This is a genomic window from Streptomyces sp. NPDC016677 (assembly GCF_055562815.1).
Window position 1 is genome coordinate 1,097,914 of record NZ_JBVHEO010000001.1, and the last position, 17,742, is coordinate 1,115,655.

The 17,742-nt window shown below is 70.6% G+C and carries 13 protein-coding genes and 1 tRNA gene; 6 read left to right on the forward strand and 8 right to left on the reverse strand.

Going from position 1 to position 17,742, the window contains the following annotated elements:
- Positions 1-35: 35 nt before the first annotated feature.
- The 4 genes from ACZ3IG_RS04845 to ACZ3IG_RS04860 all read left to right on the forward strand — a co-directional run bounded on the left by ACZ3IG_RS04845 (position 36) and on the right by ACZ3IG_RS04860 (position 6,614).
- The gene (locus tag ACZ3IG_RS04845; protein WP_467428988.1) at positions 36-680 is read left to right on the forward strand and encodes a response regulator; all 645 of its coding nucleotides are present in this window, start codon (positions 36-38) and stop codon (positions 678-680) included.
- 47 nt (positions 681-727) lie between these two features.
- Complete coding sequence (pepN, locus tag ACZ3IG_RS04850; RefSeq protein ID WP_467428990.1) at positions 728-3,247, forward strand: aminopeptidase N; 2,520 nt, start codon at positions 728-730, stop codon at positions 3,245-3,247.
- Between the two features lie 650 nt (positions 3,248-3,897).
- Entirely contained in the window at positions 3,898-5,211 is a 1,314-nt protein-coding gene (locus tag ACZ3IG_RS04855; protein WP_467429207.1) for a pyridoxal phosphate-dependent decarboxylase family protein, read from the forward strand.
- On the forward strand, positions 5,208-6,614 hold the full coding sequence (locus tag ACZ3IG_RS04860) for a lysine N(6)-hydroxylase/L-ornithine N(5)-oxygenase family protein (RefSeq protein ID WP_467428991.1): 1,407 nt from the start codon (positions 5,208-5,210) through the stop codon (positions 6,612-6,614). Before ACZ3IG_RS04855 ends, ACZ3IG_RS04860 begins: the two co-directional genes overlap by 4 nt.
- 19 nt (positions 6,615-6,633) lie before the next feature.
- Here ACZ3IG_RS04860 and ACZ3IG_RS04865 read toward each other — a convergent pair whose 3' ends face one another.
- Complete coding sequence (locus ACZ3IG_RS04865; protein WP_467428992.1) at positions 6,634-8,442, reverse strand: bifunctional metallophosphatase/5'-nucleotidase; 1,809 nt, start codon at positions 8,440-8,442, stop codon at positions 6,634-6,636.
- A gap of 375 nt (positions 8,443-8,817) precedes the next feature.
- Here ACZ3IG_RS04865 and pyk point away from each other — a divergent pair, with 375 nt between their 5' ends.
- Positions 8,818-10,242: a pyruvate kinase gene (pyk, locus tag ACZ3IG_RS04870; RefSeq protein ID WP_467428995.1), complete on the forward strand. Its 1,425-nt coding sequence runs from the start codon at positions 8,818-8,820 to the stop codon at positions 10,240-10,242.
- A gap of 17 nt (positions 10,243-10,259) precedes the next feature.
- On the opposite strand, the gene ACZ3IG_RS04875 is transcribed toward pyk, so the two are convergent.
- The gene (locus ACZ3IG_RS04875) at positions 10,260-11,018 is read right to left on the reverse strand and encodes a helix-turn-helix domain-containing protein (protein ID WP_467428997.1); all 759 of its coding nucleotides are present in this window, start codon (positions 11,016-11,018) and stop codon (positions 10,260-10,262) included.
- A 106-nt stretch (positions 11,019-11,124) separates the two neighbouring features.
- Positions 11,125-11,199 (reverse strand) — tRNA-Leu (locus tag ACZ3IG_RS04880).
- A gap of 99 nt (positions 11,200-11,298) precedes the next feature.
- Between ACZ3IG_RS04880 and ACZ3IG_RS04885 the strand changes: the two genes are divergently transcribed.
- Positions 11,299-11,961: an ANTAR domain-containing response regulator gene (locus ACZ3IG_RS04885; protein WP_403536180.1), complete on the forward strand. Its 663-nt coding sequence runs from the start codon at positions 11,299-11,301 to the stop codon at positions 11,959-11,961.
- Between the two features lie 69 nt (positions 11,962-12,030).
- Here ACZ3IG_RS04885 and ACZ3IG_RS04890 read toward each other — a convergent pair whose 3' ends face one another.
- The 5 genes from ACZ3IG_RS04890 to ACZ3IG_RS04910 all read right to left on the reverse strand — a co-directional run bounded on the left by ACZ3IG_RS04890 (position 12,031) and on the right by ACZ3IG_RS04910 (position 17,733).
- Positions 12,031-12,747 (reverse strand): ABC transporter ATP-binding protein, encoded by a 717-nt coding sequence (locus ACZ3IG_RS04890; protein ID WP_467429000.1) that lies wholly within the window; start codon positions 12,745-12,747, stop codon positions 12,031-12,033.
- Positions 12,744-13,622, reverse strand: coding sequence for an ABC transporter ATP-binding protein (locus tag ACZ3IG_RS04895; protein WP_467429002.1), 879 nt, complete (start codon positions 13,620-13,622; stop codon positions 12,744-12,746). The genes ACZ3IG_RS04890 and ACZ3IG_RS04895 overlap by 4 nt, the downstream gene beginning before the upstream one ends.
- 5 nt (positions 13,623-13,627) lie before the next feature.
- Positions 13,628-15,454, reverse strand: coding sequence for a branched-chain amino acid ABC transporter permease (locus ACZ3IG_RS04900; RefSeq protein ID WP_467429004.1), 1,827 nt, complete (start codon positions 15,452-15,454; stop codon positions 13,628-13,630).
- 5 nt (positions 15,455-15,459) lie between these two features.
- Positions 15,460-16,392, reverse strand: a complete 933-nt coding sequence (locus tag ACZ3IG_RS04905) for a branched-chain amino acid ABC transporter permease (protein ID WP_467429006.1) — start codon at positions 16,390-16,392, stop codon at positions 15,460-15,462.
- Between the two features lie 111 nt (positions 16,393-16,503).
- Positions 16,504-17,733 (reverse strand): branched-chain amino acid ABC transporter substrate-binding protein, encoded by a 1,230-nt coding sequence (locus ACZ3IG_RS04910; RefSeq protein WP_467429008.1) that lies wholly within the window; start codon positions 17,731-17,733, stop codon positions 16,504-16,506.
- Between the last annotated feature and the right edge of the window lie 9 nt (positions 17,734-17,742).

The following is a 17,742-nucleotide window of genomic DNA, read 5'->3' on the forward strand; positions in this document are numbered from 1 at the left end:
CACAAGCCTTGCCGCACAAGGGAGGACGTCGGGAAATGCCGTCGGACGCCGGAACACCGCCGGACGCCGGAACACCGCCGGACGCTGGAACACCGCCGGGCGCTGGAACACCGCCGGGCGCCGGAGCACCCTCGGACGCCGGAATACTGATCGTCGACGACCACGAGGACACGCTGTACGCCCTGGAGGCCGCCCTCGCCCCGCTCGGCTACGGCCTGCGGCGGGCCACCAGCGGCGACCAGGCGCTCAAGCAGGTCCTGCGCGGCCAGGTCGCCCTGCTCCTCCTCGACGTACGGATACCCGGCGTCGACGGGCTCGACGTGGTCCGCTACATGCGCCGCGTGGAACAGACCCAGCACATCCCGGTCGTCCTCCTCACCGGCTTCGGCTTCGACCCGGAGCTGAGCGCCACCGCCTTCCGCCTGGGCGTCGCCGACCTGGTCCTCAAACCCGTGGACCCCTGGGCCCTGCGCACCAAGGTCCGCCACCTCTACGAGACCCACCGGCGCCACCTCGCCCTCCAGCGGGAGGTGCGCGACCTGCGCGCCCGCCTGCGGGAGCACACCGGGAACGGCCCCACCCCTCCCGGCCGCCCCCACCCCGACGCCCCCGCCCCGCGCTCCCGGCCCCGGGGAGCGCGCGAGGGGGAGCGCGACAGCCTCCAGAAAGACCGGACATAGGCCGCGTACCGAACCGCCCCTGTGCCCTCCGACCGGCATCGGGCAGCATGTCGTCCATGTCCGTACTGACGCGCGACGAAGCGCAGACCCGTGCCCGGCTCCTCGACGTCCACCACTACACGATCGCCCTCGATCTGACCGGTGGGGACGAGACCTTCGACTCCCTCACCACCATCCGCTTCACCGTCCGCGGCGACACGGAGCCCGCAGCCGGCACGGACACCTTCGTCGAGGTCAGGCCCGACCGGCTGCACAGCGTCACCCTCGACGGACACCCCCTCGACCCGGCGGACCTGGACGACAACCGCCTGCCCCTGAGGAACCTCACCCCCGGCGAACACGAACTGCGCGTCGACGCCGCCATGGCCTACTCCCGCACCGGCGAGGGCATGCACCGCTTCACCGACCCCGCCGACGGCGAGACGTACCTCTACACCCAGCTCTTCATGGACGACGTCCAGCGCGTCTTCGCCGCCTTCGACCAGCCCGACCTCAAGGCCCGCTTCGACCTCACCGTCCGCGCCCCCGAAGGCTGGACCGTCCTCGCCAACGGCGTCACCGAACTCACCGACGACGGCCGCTGGACCGCCGCCACCACCCCGCCCGTCTCCACCTACCTCGTCGCCGTCGCCGCCGGCCCCTGGCACTCCGTCACCACCGAACACCGCGGCCTGCCCTTCGGCATCCACTGCCGCCGCTCCCTCGCCCGGTACCTCGACGCGGACGCCGACGAGATCCTCGACATCACCCGCGCCTGCTTCGACCGCTACCACGAGAAGTTCGACGAGCCCTACCCCTTCGACTCCTACGACCAGGCGTTCGTCCCCGAGTTCAACGCCGGCGCCATGGAGAACCCCGGCCTGGTCACCTTCCGCGACGAGTTCGTCCACCGCTCCGCCGTCACCGACACCGAACGCCAGACCCGCGCCATGGTCATCGCCCACGAGATGGCCCACATGTGGTTCGGCGACCTCGTCACCCTGCGCTGGTGGGACGACATCTGGCTCAACGAGTCCTTCGCCGAGTACATGGGCTACCAGACCACCGCCGAGGCCACCCGCTTCACCGGACCGTGGACCGAGTTCGGCGTCACCCGCAAGTCCTGGGGCTACGACGCCGACCAGCGTCCCTCCACCCACCCCGTCGCCCCCGAGGACGTCCCCGACACCGCCTCCGCCCTCCTCAACTTCGACGGCATCTCCTACGCCAAGGGCGCCTCCGCCCTGCGCCAGCTCGTCACCTGGCTCGGCGAGAAGGACTTCCTGGCCGGCATCAACACCCACTTCGCCCGGCACAAGTTCGCCAACGCCTCCCTCGCCGACTTCATCGACTCCCTCGCCACCGCCACCGACCGCGACGTCCACGCCTGGGCCGACACCTGGCTGCGCACCACCGGCGTCGACACCCTCACCGCCACCGTCGACGCCCGCCCCGGCGCCTGGACGCTCGCCCTGCACCACGACGGCAGCCGCCCGCACCGCGCCACCATCGGCGTCTACGACCGCGACCTCAACGACGGCCGCACCCTCGTCCTGCGCGAGCGCTACGAGACCGACCTCCCCCAGACCGCCCCCGAGCCCCGCCCAGGCACCCGCCCCGCCCTCGTCGTCCCCAACGACCTCGACCACACCTACGCCAAGATCCGCCTCGACGCGAACTCCCTGGAGACCGCCCTGCGCGGCCTGGCCGAGATCCCCGACGCCCTCACCCGCACCGTGGTGTGGAACACCCTGCGCGACATGGTCCGCGACGGCGAACTCGCCCCCGACGACTACCTGGCCACCGCCGCCGCCCACCTCCCCGAGGAGACCGACCTCGCCCTCGTCCAGGGCGTCCTGGCCTTCGCCCACACCCACATCGCCGACCGCTACCTCACCCCCGGGCAGCGGCCCGCCGCCCTGGCCACCCTCACCGCCCTGTGCCGCGACCTCATCCGCCGCACCGAGGACGGCGACCACCCCGGGCGCCGCCTGATCGCCGTACGCCACCGCATCGCCACCGCCGCCCACCCCGAGACCATCGCCGCCTGGCTCGCCGACGGCACCGTCCCCGGCGGCCCCGAACTCGACCCCGAACTGCGCTGGCGCATCCTCACCCGGCTCGCCGTCCTCGGCGCCACCGACGAGGCGACCATCGCCGCCGAACTCGACCGCGACCCCAGCGCCACCGGCCAGGAAGGCGCCGCCCGCTGCCGCGCCGCCCTGCCCGACCCCGAGGCCAAGGCCCGCGCCTGGGACGCCATGTTCGGCTCCGACGACCTCTCCAACTACCTCTTCACCGCCACCGCCCAGGGCTTCTGGCAGCCCGAACAGGCCGACCTGGTACAGGAGTACGTGCCCCGCTACTTCCCCGACGCGGTCGCCGTCGCCGCCCGCCGCGGCCCCGCCATCGCCGCCGCCGCGGGCCGCTGGGCCTTCCCCGTCCACGCCGTCACCCCCGACACCCTCCGCCTCGGCGAGGACTGCCTGCGCGACGCCGCCCCCGTGCCGTCCCTGCGCCGCCGGCTCGTCGACGAACTGGACGACCTCGCACGGGCGCTCCGGGTCCGCGAGGCCCACGGCGCCTGACCCCACCCGGCGGAACCCGCCGCCGGCCCCCTCCCGGCCGGCGGCGCACGGTACACCACCTCCGGCCCGTCCTTCCCGTACGGCAGTACCTCCATCGGGTGCTGTTCACCGAACCCCCGGACGCGACCACCTCCCGCGTACACGCTGGAGGCCACCCCGCCGCGCCCCGGAGGACACCGATGAGCACCCCACCGCCCCTCGCCCCGGGTTCCGACGGTCCCCACGTCCCGGGGTCGTTGCCCGCTTTGGGTTCCGGCGGTCCCGATGTGCCGGGGTCGTTGCCCGCTTTGGGTTCCGATGGTCCCGATGTGCCGGGGCCGTCCACCGCTTCGAATTCCGACGGTCCCTGCGTCCTGCGGCCGCTGTTCGCTGCGGGTCCCGATGGTCCCGATGGTTCCGATGTGCCGGGGGCGTTGCCTGTTCCGGGGTTCGGCGGTTCGGATGTGCCGGGGCCGTCGCCCGCTGCGGGGTCCGGCGGTTCCGACGTGCCGGGGCCGTCACCCGCTGCGGGGTTCGGCGGTTCCGACGTGCCGGGGCCGTCACCCGCTTCGGGCTCTGACGGCTCCCTCGCCTCGGGTTCCGACGACAGCCCCTACGCCCCGCGCCCACCCCTCGCCTCGGGCCCCGACGGCCCCCACGCCCTCCGCTCCCTGCTCGACACCGTCCTGGACGCCCTCCGCACCGGCACCCGGGCCCGAGGCGGGCCGCTCCCCGCCGGCGGACCCGACGCCGTCGCCGCCCGCACCCGTGCCGCCCTCGGCGACGTCCTGCCCGACCACGGCGACCCCCGCGCCCTGCACACCCTCGTCACCGCCCTCGCCGCCGGCTCCGCCGACCCCGCCGACCCCCTGTGCGCCGCCCACCTGCACGGCCCGCCGCTCGCCGTCAGCGCCGCCGCCGACCTGGCCGCCAGCGTCCTCAACCCCTCCCTCGACTCCTGGGACCAGGCCCCCGCCGCCTCCGCCCTCGAAGCCCTCGTCACCCACGCGCTGGCCAGGGAGGCCGGTCACGCCGACGCCCTCGTCACCACCGGCGCCACCGAGTCCAACCACCTCGCCCTGCTCCTCGCCCGCGAAACCCGGGGACCGGCGACCCGCCTCGTCCACGGCGCCAACGCCCACCACTCACTGCCCCGCGCCGCCTGGCTCCTCGGCCTGCCCGACCCCGTCCCCGTACCCACCCCCGCGGGCACCCTCGACCCCGCCGCCCTCGACAACACCCTCGCCCGGCTCCCCGGCCCCGGCCACACCGCCATCGTGGCCGCCACCGCGGGCACCACCGACGCCGGCCTCATCGACCCCCTCCCGGACATCGCCGACATCTGCGCCCGCCACGGCGCCCGCCTCCACATCGACGCCGCCTACGGAGGCGGCCTCCTCTTCAGCGACCGCCACCGAGCCCGGCTCACCGGCCTCGACCGCGCCCACACCATCGCCCTCGACCTGCACAAACTCGGCTGGCAACCGATCGCCGCCGGCCTCCTCACCGTCCGCGACCCCACCGACCTCACCGCCCTGCGCCAACGCGCCGACTACCTCAACGCCGACGACGACACCGACGCCGGCCTCCCCGACCTCCTCGGCCGCTCCCTGCGCACCACCCGCCGCCCCGACATCCTCAAGATCGCCGTCACCCTCAAGACCCTCGGCCGCACCGGCCTCGGCACCCTCGTCGACCACGTCCAGGCCCGCGCCCAGGACCTGGCCCGCCTCGTCGACGCCCGTCCCGCCCTGGACCTCTACGCCCCACCGCCCCTCAGCACCGTCCTGTTCCGCCCCGCCGGCGCCCCCGACCCCGCCGTCGCCGCCGTCCGCCGCACCCTGCTCACCGAGGGCCGCGCCGTCCTCGGCCGCGCCCGCGCCGACGGACGGCTGTGGCTCAAGGCCACCCTCCTCAACCCCCACGCCGGCCCCGGCGACCTCACCGCCCTCCTCGACCTCGTGGAAGGACACACCCCCCGATGAACACCACCACCCGGCCCCACGACCTGGCCGGCATCGGCATCGGCCCCTTCAACCTCTCCCTCGCCGCCCTCGCCCACCCCCTGACCGGCCTCGACACCGTCTTCTACGACCAGCGCCCCGCCTTCCACTGGCACCCCGGCCTCCTCATCGACGAGGCCCGCCTCCAGGTCCCCTTCCTCGCCGACCTCGTCACCCTCGCCGACCCCACCAGCCACTTCAGCTTCCTCAACTACCTCCGCACCCGCGAACGCCTCTACCCCTTCTACTTCTCCGAGCACTTCCACATCCACCGCACCGCCTACGACGCCTACTGCCGCTGGGTCTGCGAGAACCTCCCCTGCCTCCGCTTCGGCCACCAGGTCGACGCCGTCCGCTTCAACCCCGAACACGGCTGCTTCGAAGTCGACTACGCCCACCTCGACGCCGACGGAGAGGCCCACGCCCTCGGCCGCACCCACGCCAAGAACCTCGTCGTCGGCATCGGCACCGAACCCCACGTCCCCGAACCCCTCAAACCCCTCGCCGACGCCCCCGGCGTCCCCGTCCTGCACGCCGCCGACTACCTCGACCACCGCACCGCCCTGCTCACCGCCGGCCACGTCACCGTCGTCGGCACCGGCCAGTCCGGCGCCGAGATCTTCCTCGACCTGCTCCGCAACCGCCCCACCGGCCGCGAACGCCTGCACTGGATCGGCCGCACCGAGGCCATCACCCCCATGGAGTACTCCAAACTCGGCCTCGAACACTTCACCCCCGACTACACCCGCTACTTCCACGCCCTGCCCGAGAACGTCCGCGACCGCCTCGTCCCCGCCCAATGGCACCTCCACAAAGGCGTCGACGCCGGCACCCTCGCCGCCCTCCACGACGAGCTCTACCGCCGCTCCCTCACCGACGGCTGGCCCGACGCCGTCCTCACCCCCGGCGTCCGCGTCCGCACCGCCGGCCGCATCGCCACCACCCAGATCGAACTCCACCTCGAACACACCGAACAGAAAACCCGCTCCCGCCTCACCACCGACGCCGTCGTCCTCGCCACCGGCTACCGCGAACGCCCCCTCGACCAGCTCCTCGCCGGCCTCGACCCCTACCTGCGCCGCGACAACGCCAACCGCCCCCGCGTCGACGAACGCTTCCGCCTCCTCCTCGACCCCACCGTCACCACCGCCGGCTGCCACGTCTACGTACAGAACGCCGAGACCCACACCCACGGCGTCGGCGCCCCCGACCTAGGACTCGCCGCCTGGCGCAGCGCCACCATCCTCAACACCCTCACCGGCACCGACCCCTACCCCCTCCCGCGCCGCACCGCCTTCACCACCTTCGGCCTGGAACGACAACGGCCCCAGATCCCCTCCGCACGCGAGGCGAAAGTACTCACCCCGCTCACGGACGGAATCTGAGGCCACCCACGGCAACGGATCAGAACACCGGCGTACCGTCCCGCGTCAGCCGCCAGTCCACCGACGCGAAGTCGGCCGGGTCCAGCACACCCTTCGCCGTCACCCACTCGGCGATCCGCGTACGGATCTCCGTCGACTCCGACCACACCTCCTCGGCCGACGCCACATGCGGGAACGCCCCACCGCCATTGGCCCGGTAGTTGTTCACCGCCAGCACGAACCGCTGCGCGTCGTCCAGCGCCGCACCCCCGTACGTCAGGTTCTTGATCCGCGAACCCGCCGGCTGCGCGACGTCGATCTCGTACGCCAGCCCCGACACGTAGTCGTAGTTGTAATCCGGACGGCCGCCCGCGTTCGTCAGCTTCTCCACGTCCACCGCCGCGCCCGCCGCGGTCTGGACGTAGTACTCCGCCGAGTACTCCAGGTACGCCCGCACCTGAGCGCCCGTCATCACCTTCGCCACCAGCGTGTTGTCGTACACGTACAGACTCGACAGATCCCGGATCGTCACCTCGCCCGCCGGAATCTCCGACGTCCGCGAGAACGGCGACGCCTGCGCCAGCACCAGCAGCGACGCGTACTCCGTCCCCGCCAGCGCCGCCTTGACCACGTCCTCCTGCACCTTGGTGATCAGATCGATGATCGGCGCGTCCTTGTACCGCGCCTCCACCGTCGTCAACGTCTCCGTCGCCGTCCCCACCACCTGGTTGACGTACGCCACCACCAGCGCGTGCTCGTCCTTCAGCAACCGCGTGATCTTCGGATCGTCCGCCACCGTGCGGGAATCCCGCAGCGACGCCTTGACGGACTCCACCCGCCAACGGCCCTTCTCGTGCACCAGCTCGAAGTCGAACAGCGTCAGCCGCTCCGCGTAGCACAGCGGCTCCGACAGCACGACCTCCTCGCCGGTCTCCTCGTTGACGACCCGCTGCTCCGCGATCTCCGTGTGCGCGTGCCCGACCAGGATCGCGTCGATCCCCGGCACCTGCCGGGCCACATTCGCCGCCGCGTTCTCCACGTACGGCAACTGGTCACCGTACGACGACGTCCCCGAGGCCCCCGAGTGCGCCGAGACCACCACCACGTCCGCGCCCATCGACCGCAGCTTGGGCACCCACTTCGCCGCCTGCTCCTCAAGGCCGGGGAACGCCAGCTTTCCCTGCACGTACGCCTTGTCCCAGATCGCGATCCCCGGGTTGGTCAGCCCCAGCACCGCCACCTTCACCGGCGGCGCGCCCTTCACCCGGAACGTCTTCATGAAATACGGGGGAAAAGCGGGCTTCAGCGTCTTCGCGTCGACCGCGTTCGCACCCAGCAGCGGAAAATCACACTGCTCCTCGAACTTGCGCAGCGTCTCGATACCGTAGTTGAACTCGTGATTGCCCAGCGCCACCGCGTCATAACCGATCGCGTTCATCGCCTGAGCCATCGGATGCACCGGACCGCCCTCGGCGGTGATCGGGTCCACCTTCGCGTAGTAATACGTCAGCGGAGTCCCCTGAATCGTGTCACCCGCGTCCAGCAGCAGCGTATTGCCGCGGCCCTTCTCCTTGCGCACCTGGTCGATCAGCGTCGAGACCCGCGCCAGTCCCTGCGCGTTGCCCGCCGAGTCCGTGTACTCCGCGTCCTTGAAGTAGTCCCAGTTGAAGACGTGCCCGTGCAGGTCGGTCGTCCCCATCACCGTCAGCGAGTACCGCTTGCCCTTCGGCTTGTGCCCGTGGCCGGCGGGGGCCGCCTCGGCCGCCGGGGCCGCCGCCGCACCGGCCAGCGCCACCCCCGCCCCCGTCACGGCGGACCTCTTCAGAAACTTCCGGCGGTTCAACGGCATGCTGATCTCCTGGATGACGGGTCCTACGACCCACGTGGACAACGCGCGTAGATTGTGGCCGCTCAACACGACCGGCAACACCCCCCGCAGGTTTCGATCCGGTGACTCACCGGGGGCCGCACGGCCCGAAGCGGTGACAGAGCGGGACGTACGACCGCGACCGGCACCCCCGTGGGCGCCCGCGACCGCAGCGCCGCCGACCCTGTGAGCGACCATCGAAAAAACGCCCGAAAAGGCTGGGGAAAACTCCGCTGAATGCTCATCAGAGCACCCGGCCGCACAATTCGCCACTTGTCAAAAGGGCTTCACTCAAAGGTCGTTGAGCAGTCATGCACCGCCAATTCTCTACCCGCCGGTAAGTCATAGGCTCGCCTCATGCGCCGAGCGAAAATCGTCTGCACTCTGGGACCCGCCACCGACTCCTACGACCAGATCGAAGCACTGGTCGAGGCCGGCATGGACATCGCCCGCTTCAACCTCAGCCACGGCGGCCACGCCGAACACGAGGAGCGGTACCGACGGGTCCGCAAGGCGTCCGACGCGACCGGCCGCAGCGTCGGACTCCTCGCCGACCTCCAGGGCCCGAAGATCCGCCTGGGCACCTTCACCGAAGGCCCCGTACTCCTCGAACGCGACGACTCCTTCACCATCACCGTCGAGGACGGCGCCGAGGGCGACCGCACCGGCTGCGGCACCACCTACGCGGGCCTCGCCGACGACGTCACCCCCGGCGAACGCGTCCTCGTCGACGACGGCAAGGTCTGCCTCGAAGTCACCGCCGTCGACGGCCCCCGCGTCCGCACCCGCGTCGTCGAGGGCGGCATGGTCTCCGACCACAAGGGCCTCAACCTCCCCGGCGTCGCCGTCTCCGTCCCCGCCCTCTCCAAGAAGGACGAGGACGACCTGCGCTGGGCGCTGCGCACCGGCTTCGACGTCATCGCCCTCTCCTTCGTCCGCAGCGGACGCGACATCCACGACGTCCACCGCATCATGGACGAGGAGGGCCGCCGCCTCCCCGTCATCGCCAAGGTCGAGAAGCCCCAGGCCGTGGAGGACCTCGACGGGATCGTCGCCGCCTTCGACGGCATCATGGTCGCCCGCGGCGACCTCGGCGTCGAAATGCCGCTGGAACAGGTCCCGATCGTCCAGAAACGCGCTGTCAAACTCGCCAAGCGCAACGCCAAACCGGTCATCGTCGCCACGCAGATGCTCGACTCGATGATCGACAACGCCCGGCCCACCCGCGCCGAGGCCTCCGACGTCGCCAACGCGGTCCTCGACGGCACGGACGCGGTGATGCTCTCCGGCGAGACCAGCGTCGGCAAGCACGCGATCGACGCGGTCCGCACGATGGCCCGCATCGTCGAGGCGGCGGAGGAAGGCCTCCTCGCCGGGGGTCTGCCCCCGCTCACCGGTCACACCAAGCCCCGCACCCAGGGGGGTGCGGTCGCCCGCGCGGCGGCCGAGATCGGTGACTTCCTCGGCGCCCGCTTCCTGGTCGCCTTCACCCAGTCCGGCGACACGGCCCGCCGCCTGTCCCGCTACCGCTCGCCCATCCCCCTCCTCGCCTTCACCCCCGAACCGTCCACCCGCTCCCAGCTCAACCTGACCTGGGGCGTGGAAACCTTCCTCGGCCCCCACGTCGACTCCACGGACGCGATGGTCGCCCAGGTGGACGAACTGCTCCTCCAGTACGGCCGCTGCCAGAAGGGCGACGTAGTGATCATCACGGCGGGCTCGCCGCCGGGGGTGTCGGGCACGACCAACATGGTGCGGGTGCACCGCATCGGCGAGGACTAGTCACTTCTGAGGACCGGTCAGTACTTCGGACCCACATGAGCGTCCATCAGAGCCACGGAGGCTCTGCGGGCCACGGAGATGTTGTACGGGTTTCCGTGACGAGTGCAGTGGGTCCACGCGACACCGAGTCCGTCGAGGGTGTCGGTGTAGAGGCGGCGGATGTCGTCCGACACGTTGGTGAAGAAGTACCGCGGGTACTCGTACCGCTTCCACTCCCCGCCGACGAGCCGGGTGGTCCAGTTGGTGATCCGGCAGCCGTCGGAGTGGACGAGCCCGCGGACGAGTTCCCAAGGGTGGGCGTCGACGATGGTCTGCTGCCAGGGGTCGAGTGCGATGCCGCGTTCGTGCTTCTTCCCGGGACCGTGCTGGGGAAAGAGGCGGGGCCAGTGGCGCGAGTAGCTGGTCACCATGACGTAGCCCTCTTTCTGCAGCGCGTACACACCCAGCCCCGGGCGTACCAGTGTGATCGCTTCCCGGCACCGCCGGATGAGTCCGGGCCACGCGTCCGCGCAGGCGATCCGCAGGTAGAAGCCACTGCCACGGGGGTGGGGGCTGATGCAGCCGTCCCCCAGGTACAGCCCCAGCAGATAGGCGTACGACCGCTCGCACGCGGGCGGTCCGGGGTCCGGCGTAGCCATGCGAGGGAGCGGCTCCAAGCGGTCGAGCCAGGCGCGGATCGCGGCCCGGGAGATGCCCGTCTCCCTGCTCACCGAATTCAGGCTGCGGCCCTGTGCCACGAGCGCGAGCGCTCGCTTGCGTGTGCTGACGTCGTACATGGGGTCACTGTGGAGGCGGTGGCACCTCGACACGCAGCAAAAAGCGGATGTTCACGAGAACGTGGACATCCGCTTATCGATGGCGCCCTTCGAATTGAAGGAAAAGTGCCCCGGGTCGGACTCGAACCGACACTGTATGGGTTTTGAATCCATTGCCTGCTGCCAATTGGGCTACCGGGGCTCGTAGGATCGAAGGTTCCATCGACCCTGAGCGCGTCCACCTTACCGTAGCTAGGTAGGCTCTTGTCAGCAGTACCCCTGCCCCGAACGAGGAGCCCACGTGACCGCCCCCGAGTCGCCCCAGCCCGCCGACGTGACCGATGACGACAAGTCGCACGTGCCTCCGCTGACGACCCGTGTCGTCATCGCCGAGGACGAGGCGCTCATCCGGCTGGATCTCAAAGAGATGCTGGAGGAAGAGGGGTACTCCGTCGTCGGCGAGGCCGGCGACGGTGAGCAGGCCGTCGAGCTGGCCCGTGAGCACCGCCCCGACCTGGTGATCCTGGACGTGAAGATGCCCAAGCTGGACGGCATCTCCGCGGCCGAGAAGATCGCCGGCGAGAGCATCGCCCCGGTGCTGATGCTGACCGCGTTCTCGCAGCGCGACCTGGTGGAGCGGGCGCGGGACGCGGGTGCGATGGCGTACCTGGTGAAGCCGTTCTCCAAGAGCGACGTCGTTCCGGCGATCGAGATGGCCGTCTCGCGGTTCACGGAGCTGAAGGAGCTGGAGAAGGAGGTCGCGGACCTCTCCCAGCGGCTGGAGACGCGCAAGCTGGTGGACCGCGCGAAGTCGGTGCTGCAGACGGAGTACGGGCTGACCGAGCCGGCCGCGTTCCGGTGGATCCAGAAGACGTCGATGGACCGGCGGATGTCGATGCAGCAGGTGGCCCAGGCGGTCATCGACGACGCCGCGGAGAAGAAGGCGCCCAAGGACAAGGGCTGAGCGTTCGCGCGCGTACGGCTGAGGCCCGCGTCCCCGGCCGGGGACGCGGGCCTCAGCCGTACCGCGGGGTCAGTCCTCGCCGAGGTACGCCTTGCGGACCGACTCGTCGTGCAGGAGGTCCTGCCCGGTGCCGGACAGGACGATGCTGCCGACCTCCATGACGTGCCCCTGGTCCGCGAGGGACAGCGCCGCCTGGGCGTTCTGCTCGACGAGCAGGATGGTCGTCCCCTGGGACTTCAGCTCGGCGATGGTCGCCATGATCTTCTGCATCATGATCGGGGAGAGGCCCATGGAGGGCTCGTCGAGCATGAGCAGTTTCGGCTGGGACATCAGGGCCCGGCCCATGGCGAGCATCTGCTGTTCGCCGCCGGAGAGGGTGCCCGCGGCCTGCTTGCGGCGTTCGCCCAGGATGGGGAAGAGGCCATAGGCGCGCTGGATGTCCTTCTCGATGCCCGTCCTGTCGCTCCGCAGGAACGCGCCGAGGCGCAGGTTGTCCTCGATGGTCATGCGGGGGAAGATGTGCCGGCCCTCGGGGGAGTGGGCGAGTCCGAGGGAGACGATCTGGTGGGCGGGGACCTTCTTCAGTGACCTGCCGTTGAAGCGGATCTGGCCGCCGACCGGTTTGAGCAGGCCGGAGAGGGTGCGCAGGGTGGTGGTCTTACCGGCGCCGTTGGTGCCGATGAGGGTGACGACCTCGCCGGCGTCGACGGTGAAGGAGATGCCCTTGACGGCTTCGATCTTGCCGTAGGCGACGCGGAGGTCCTCGACCTCCAGGAGTGCGGTCATCGGTCGTTCTCCTTGGGGGCGTGGGCCTCGGCGGCCTCCACCTCGGCCGCTTCGGCCGCGCCGGGGTCGTTCTCCAGGGGTTCGCCGAGGTAGGCGGCGATGACGCGTTCGTCGCCCTGGACGGTGGCGCTGTCGCCCTCGATGAGTTTCTCGCCCTGGACGAGGACGGCGACGCGGTCGCAGAGGTTGAAGATGAACCGCATGTCGTGCTCGATGACGAGGACGGCGATGCCCTGGTCGCGGATGGCGAAGACGAGTTCCTCGGTGGCGCGGGTCTCCTGGGGGTTCATGCCGGCGGTCGGCTCGTCCAGGAGCAGCAGGCCCGGTTCGCTGGCCAGTGCGCGGGCGATCTCCAGCTTGCGCTGTTCGCCGTAGGGGAGGTTGCGGGCGAGGTGGTCGGCCTTGGCGGCGAGGCCGACGAACTCCAGGAGTTCGGTGGCGCGGGCCCGGGAGGCGGCCTCCGCCTTGTGGAAGCCGGGGCCGCGCAGGACGGCGGACCAGAAGCCTTCCTTGGTGCGGGTGTGGCGGCCGACGAGGACGTTCTCCAGGACGGTCATGTTGGCGAAGAGGCGGATGTTCTGGAAGGTGCGGGCGATGCCTGCGGCGGTGACCTTGAAGGATTTCGGCGGCAGGACCTTGTCCTTGTAGCGGACTTCGCCCTCGGTGGGGATGTAGAGGCCGGTGAGGCAGTTGAAGAAGGTGGTCTTGCCGGCGCCGTTGGGGCCGATGAGGCCGACGATCTCGCCGCTGCGGACGGTGAGGTCGACGCCGCGTACGGCGGTGAGGCCGCCGAAGCGCATGGTGACGCCGCGGGCGTCGAGGACGGTCCGGCCGGGGGCGGCGGTGTCCTTGGGCATGGTGTCGGTGGTGGTCATGGTGGTCAGGCCCCTGTCTTGCCGAGGGCCGCGGGCGCTTCGGCCTCTTCGTGGAATTCGAGCTGCCGGCGGCGGTTGGGGATGAGTCCCTCGGGGCGGAAGCGCATCAGCAGGACGAGCGCGAGTCCGAAGGCGAAGAGCTGGTAGTCGCCGAGGAACTGGAGCTTGTTCGGGATGAGGAAGAGCAGTGCGGCGCCGAGGAGGGGGCCGCCGATGGTGCCCATGCCGCCGAGGACGACGGCGGCCAGCAGGAAGGCGGAGTTGGGCGGTGTGGTGCCGGCGAAGAGGTACTGCTCGGGGGTGACGGTGTAGGTGACGTGGGCCTGGACGGTGCCGGCGAGGCCGGCGAGGGAGGCGCCGACGGCGAAGGCGATGAGTTTGACGCGGAAGCCGTTGATGCCCATGGCGAGGGCGGCGGTCTCGTCCTCGCGGATGGCGACCCAGGCGCGGCCGATGCGGGAGTCGCCGCTGCGCCGGAAGACGAGGACGACGACGGCCGTGATGAGCAGCATCAGGAAGAAGTAGTTGGCGAAGCGTCCGATGGTGAAGCCGGCGATGTCGTGCTGGGCGCCGAGGTCCCAGCCGAGGATCTTGAGGTCGGGGATGCCGGCGATGCCGTTGGCGCCGTTGGTGACGTCGGGTCCCGAGGTGCCGTCGAGGTTGTTGGCGGTGATGCGGAAGATCTCGCCGAAGCCGAGGGTGACGATGGCGAGGTAGTCGCCGCGCAGCCGCAGGGTGGGGGCGCCGATGAGGACGCCGAAGATCAGGGAGGCGGCGGCGCCGACGAGGACGGCGGCCCAGAAGGGGAAGTGGACGTCGATGGGGCTGGTGGGGGAGCCGGAGACGAGGGAGGCGGCGTAGGCGCCGACGCCGAGGAAGGCGACGTAGCCGAGGTCGAGGAGTCCGGCGAGGCCGACGACGATGTTCAGGCCGAGGGCGACGGTGGCGAAGATGAGGATGTAGACGCCGATGGTGGCGTACTGGTCGTCGGTCTGGGTGAAGGGGAAGAGGGCGGCGGCGATGAAGGCGCCGAAGACGGTGATGTTCTGGTGCCGGGCGGTGATCTGGGAGATCTGGGCGATCAGGCCGGTGCGGTGCAGGGCGCTGAAGCCGAAGCCGGCGGTGATGAGGAAGCCGACGAAGAGTTCGTCGTACTCGGTGCCGATGCCGTAGGTGAAGACGGTGAGGGCGACGGCGAGGACGGCGACGATGATGAGGATCTCGGCGTAGGAGGGCAGGGCGGGTGCGGGGCGGGGGGTGCCGCCGGCGAAGGCGGCCCTGACGGTCCCCCAGCTCTGCGAGGTGCGGTGCCGGAACTGTTCCCAGCCGGTGTCGTCGGGGTCGACGGGGTCGGGGGCGGGTCGTTCGAAGGGGAGGGCGAGGGCGCCGAGGAAGGCGGCGAGGGTGACGGCGGCGGCGACGTAGCCGCCGGGTTCGAGGTTGACGACGCCGCCGAGCTGGGCGCTGATGGCGATGACGGTGTACCAGGTGGTGGCGAACGCGGCGAGGGCGGCGAACTTGACGGCCGCGTCGGCGCCGGCGGGGGTGAGCCATCGCAGGCCCTTGACGCCGTAGGAGGCGGTGCCGAGGAGGGCGGTGAGGGCGCCGGCGACGAGGACGAGGATCTGGAGGCCGCCGGGGTAGCCGTAGACGGTGAGGTCGCCGGGGAAGGCGTCGGTCCAGGTCCAGGCCAGGAAGGTGGAGGCGACGGTGAGGAGGCCGCCGCCGGTGGCGAGGGCGCGTCCGAGGTGCGGGGGGATGCCGATGAGGCCGGTGGGGGCGCCTGGGGCGGGGGCGTCCGGGGTCTTCGGGGTGGTGGTCTGTGTGGTCATCGGTGTCACGCCCTGTCCGCAACGCGTTCGCCGAGCAGGCCCTGTGGCCTGAGCAGCAGCACGAGGATGAGGAGGATGAAGGCCCAGACGTCGGCCCAGGACTGGCTGCCGAACTGTTCCAGGCCGGGGATGTCGGCGATGTAGGCGGCGGCGAGGGTTTCGGCGACGCCGAGGACGATGCCGCCGATCATGGCGCCGTAGATGTTGCCGATGCCGCCGAGGACGGCGGCGGTGAAGGCCTTGAGGCCGAGGATGAAGCCCATGCGGAAGTCGATCTGGCCGTACTTGAGGCCGTTGGCGACGGCTCCGACGGCGGCGAAGAGGGCGCCGAGGGCGAAGGCTATGACGATGATGCGGTCGGTGTTGACGCCCATCAGCTTGGCGGTGTCCGGGTCCTGGGCGGTGGCCTGCATGCCGCGTCCGGTGCGGGTGCGCATCACGAAGTAGGCGAGGAGGGCCATGCTGACGGGGGCGGCGATCAGCAGGAAGATGTCGCCGGTCTGGATGGTGACGTCGCCGATGTGGAAGGGGCCGCCGTCGATCTGGGGGAAGGTGCGGGCGGACTTGGCGTCGGGGTACCAGGCCCAGACCGCCTGCTGGAGGGCGAGGGAGAGGCCGATGGCGGTGATGAGGGGGGCGAGGCGGGGGGCTCCGCGCAGGGGGCGGTAGGCGAAGCGTTCCGCTCCTACGGCGACCGTGACGGCGACGATCATGGCGCCGATCAGCATCAGCGGCAGGGCGATCCACATGGAGGTGCCGTCGGGCAGGATGTAGACGTAGACCGTGAGGGCGCCGAAGGCGCCGGTCATGAAGATCTCGCCGTGGGCGAAATTGATGAGCTGGACGATGCCGTAGACCATGGTGTAGCCGATGGCGACCAGCCCGTACATGGATCCCAGTAGCAGGCCGTTGACCAGCTGCTGCGGCAGTTCGTTCACCGCATGTCCTCCGAGACGTTCGGATGTTTCGACGGATGTTGGCCGGATGCGTGAGCGCGCGGGGCGCCTGTGGAACAGCGCCCCGCGCGGCTCGGTGCAGGTGCGGGTGGGTCAGCCGGTGTAGGTACCGGACTTGACGTCGTCGAAGGCTCCGTTCTCGACGGAGTACACGGTGAGCTGCTTGTTGGTGGCGTCACCGAACTCGTCGAAGGAGACCTTGCCGGTCACTCCGTCGAAGGACACGTTCTGCATGGCCTCGGTGACCTTGGCGCGGGCGTCGTCGGGGAGTTCGCCGCCGTTGTCCTCGACGACCTTCTTGACGGCCTCGATGATGGCCCAGCCGGAGTCGTAGGAGTAGCCGCCGTAGGCCGCGTAGTCCTCCTTGTAGCCCTCCGCCTCGTAGTCGGCGACGAACTTCTTGGCGGAATCGAGGGTTTCCACGGGGGCGCCCACGGAGGTGGCGAGGTCGCCCTCACTGCCGGCGCCGGCGAGCTTGATGAAGGTGTCGTCCTTGATGCCGTCGCCGCCGACCAGCGGAATCTTGGCGCCGGCTTCCTTGATCTGCTTGCTCAGCGGGCCGGCCTGCGGGTATTCGCCGCCGTAGTAGACGACGTCGGCGCCGGAGTTCTTGACCTTGGTGGCGACCGAGGAGAAGTCCTTGGTGTCCGGGTTGATGTGTTCCGTGCCGACGACCTTGCCGCCGAGCTTCTTGAACTCTTCGGTGAAGGTGGCGGCGAGTCCGGCGCCGTAGGTCTTCTTGTCGTCGATGACGAAGACCTTCTTCTTCTTGGCGTCGTTGTAGACGTACTGCGCGGCGAACGGGCCCTGGATGGCGTCGGTGGTCGCGGTGCGGAAGTACGACTTGTACGGGCGGACCTTCTTGGTGCGCCAGTCCGGGCCCTGGGTGAGGGAGGGGCCGGTGTTGGCCGGGGAGACCTCGACGAGGTTGGCGGTGTCGAAGACCTTCTGCATCGACTCGCCGACGGAGGAGTTCAGGGGGCCGACGACGCCGAGGACGTCCTTGTTGGCGACGAACTTGGAGGCGTTCTGCTGGCCGACGGAGGGCTGGCCCTGGTCGTCGGTGGCCTCGATCTCGAAGGTGACGCCTTCGACGTACTTCTCCTTGTTGGCCGTCTTGACGGCGAGGTCCACGGAGTTCTTGATGCCCAGGCCCAGCGCGGACAGGTCGCCGGTCAGCGGGGCGTCGACGCCGATGACGACGGTGGTGCCGTCGCCGCCGGAGTCCGAGCCGCCGTCGTCGTCACGCGAGCCGCAGGCGGTGAGGGTGAGTGCTCCCGCCGCCAGAGCGGCGGTGATGGCGATGAGCGAACGTTGACGCACGGTCAGTCC

Excerpts from the sequence above, each read along its gene's own strand:
- ACZ3IG_RS04845 (WP_467428988.1), top strand. The coding sequence starts at position 36 with ATGCCGTCGGACGCCGGAACACCGCCGGACGCCGGAACACCGCCGGAC.
- pepN (WP_467428990.1), top strand. The coding sequence starts at position 728 with ATGTCGTCCATGTCCGTACTGACGCGCGACGAAGCGCAGACCCGTGCC.
- ACZ3IG_RS04860 (WP_467428991.1), top strand. The coding sequence starts at position 5,208 with ATGAACACCACCACCCGGCCCCACGACCTGGCCGGCATCGGCATCGGC.
- ACZ3IG_RS04865 (WP_467428992.1), bottom strand. The coding sequence starts at position 8,442 with ATGCCGTTGAACCGCCGGAAGTTTCTGAAGAGGTCCGCCGTGACGGGG.
- pyk (WP_467428995.1), top strand. The coding sequence starts at position 8,818 with ATGCGCCGAGCGAAAATCGTCTGCACTCTGGGACCCGCCACCGACTCC.
- ACZ3IG_RS04875 (WP_467428997.1), bottom strand. The coding sequence starts at position 11,018 with ATGTACGACGTCAGCACACGCAAGCGAGCGCTCGCGCTCGTGGCACAG.
- ACZ3IG_RS04890 (WP_467429000.1), bottom strand. The coding sequence starts at position 12,747 with ATGACCGCACTCCTGGAGGTCGAGGACCTCCGCGTCGCCTACGGCAAG.
- ACZ3IG_RS04895 (WP_467429002.1), bottom strand. The coding sequence starts at position 13,622 with ATGACCACCACCGACACCATGCCCAAGGACACCGCCGCCCCCGGCCGG.
- ACZ3IG_RS04900 (WP_467429004.1), bottom strand. The coding sequence starts at position 15,454 with ATGACCACACAGACCACCACCCCGAAGACCCCGGACGCCCCCGCCCCA.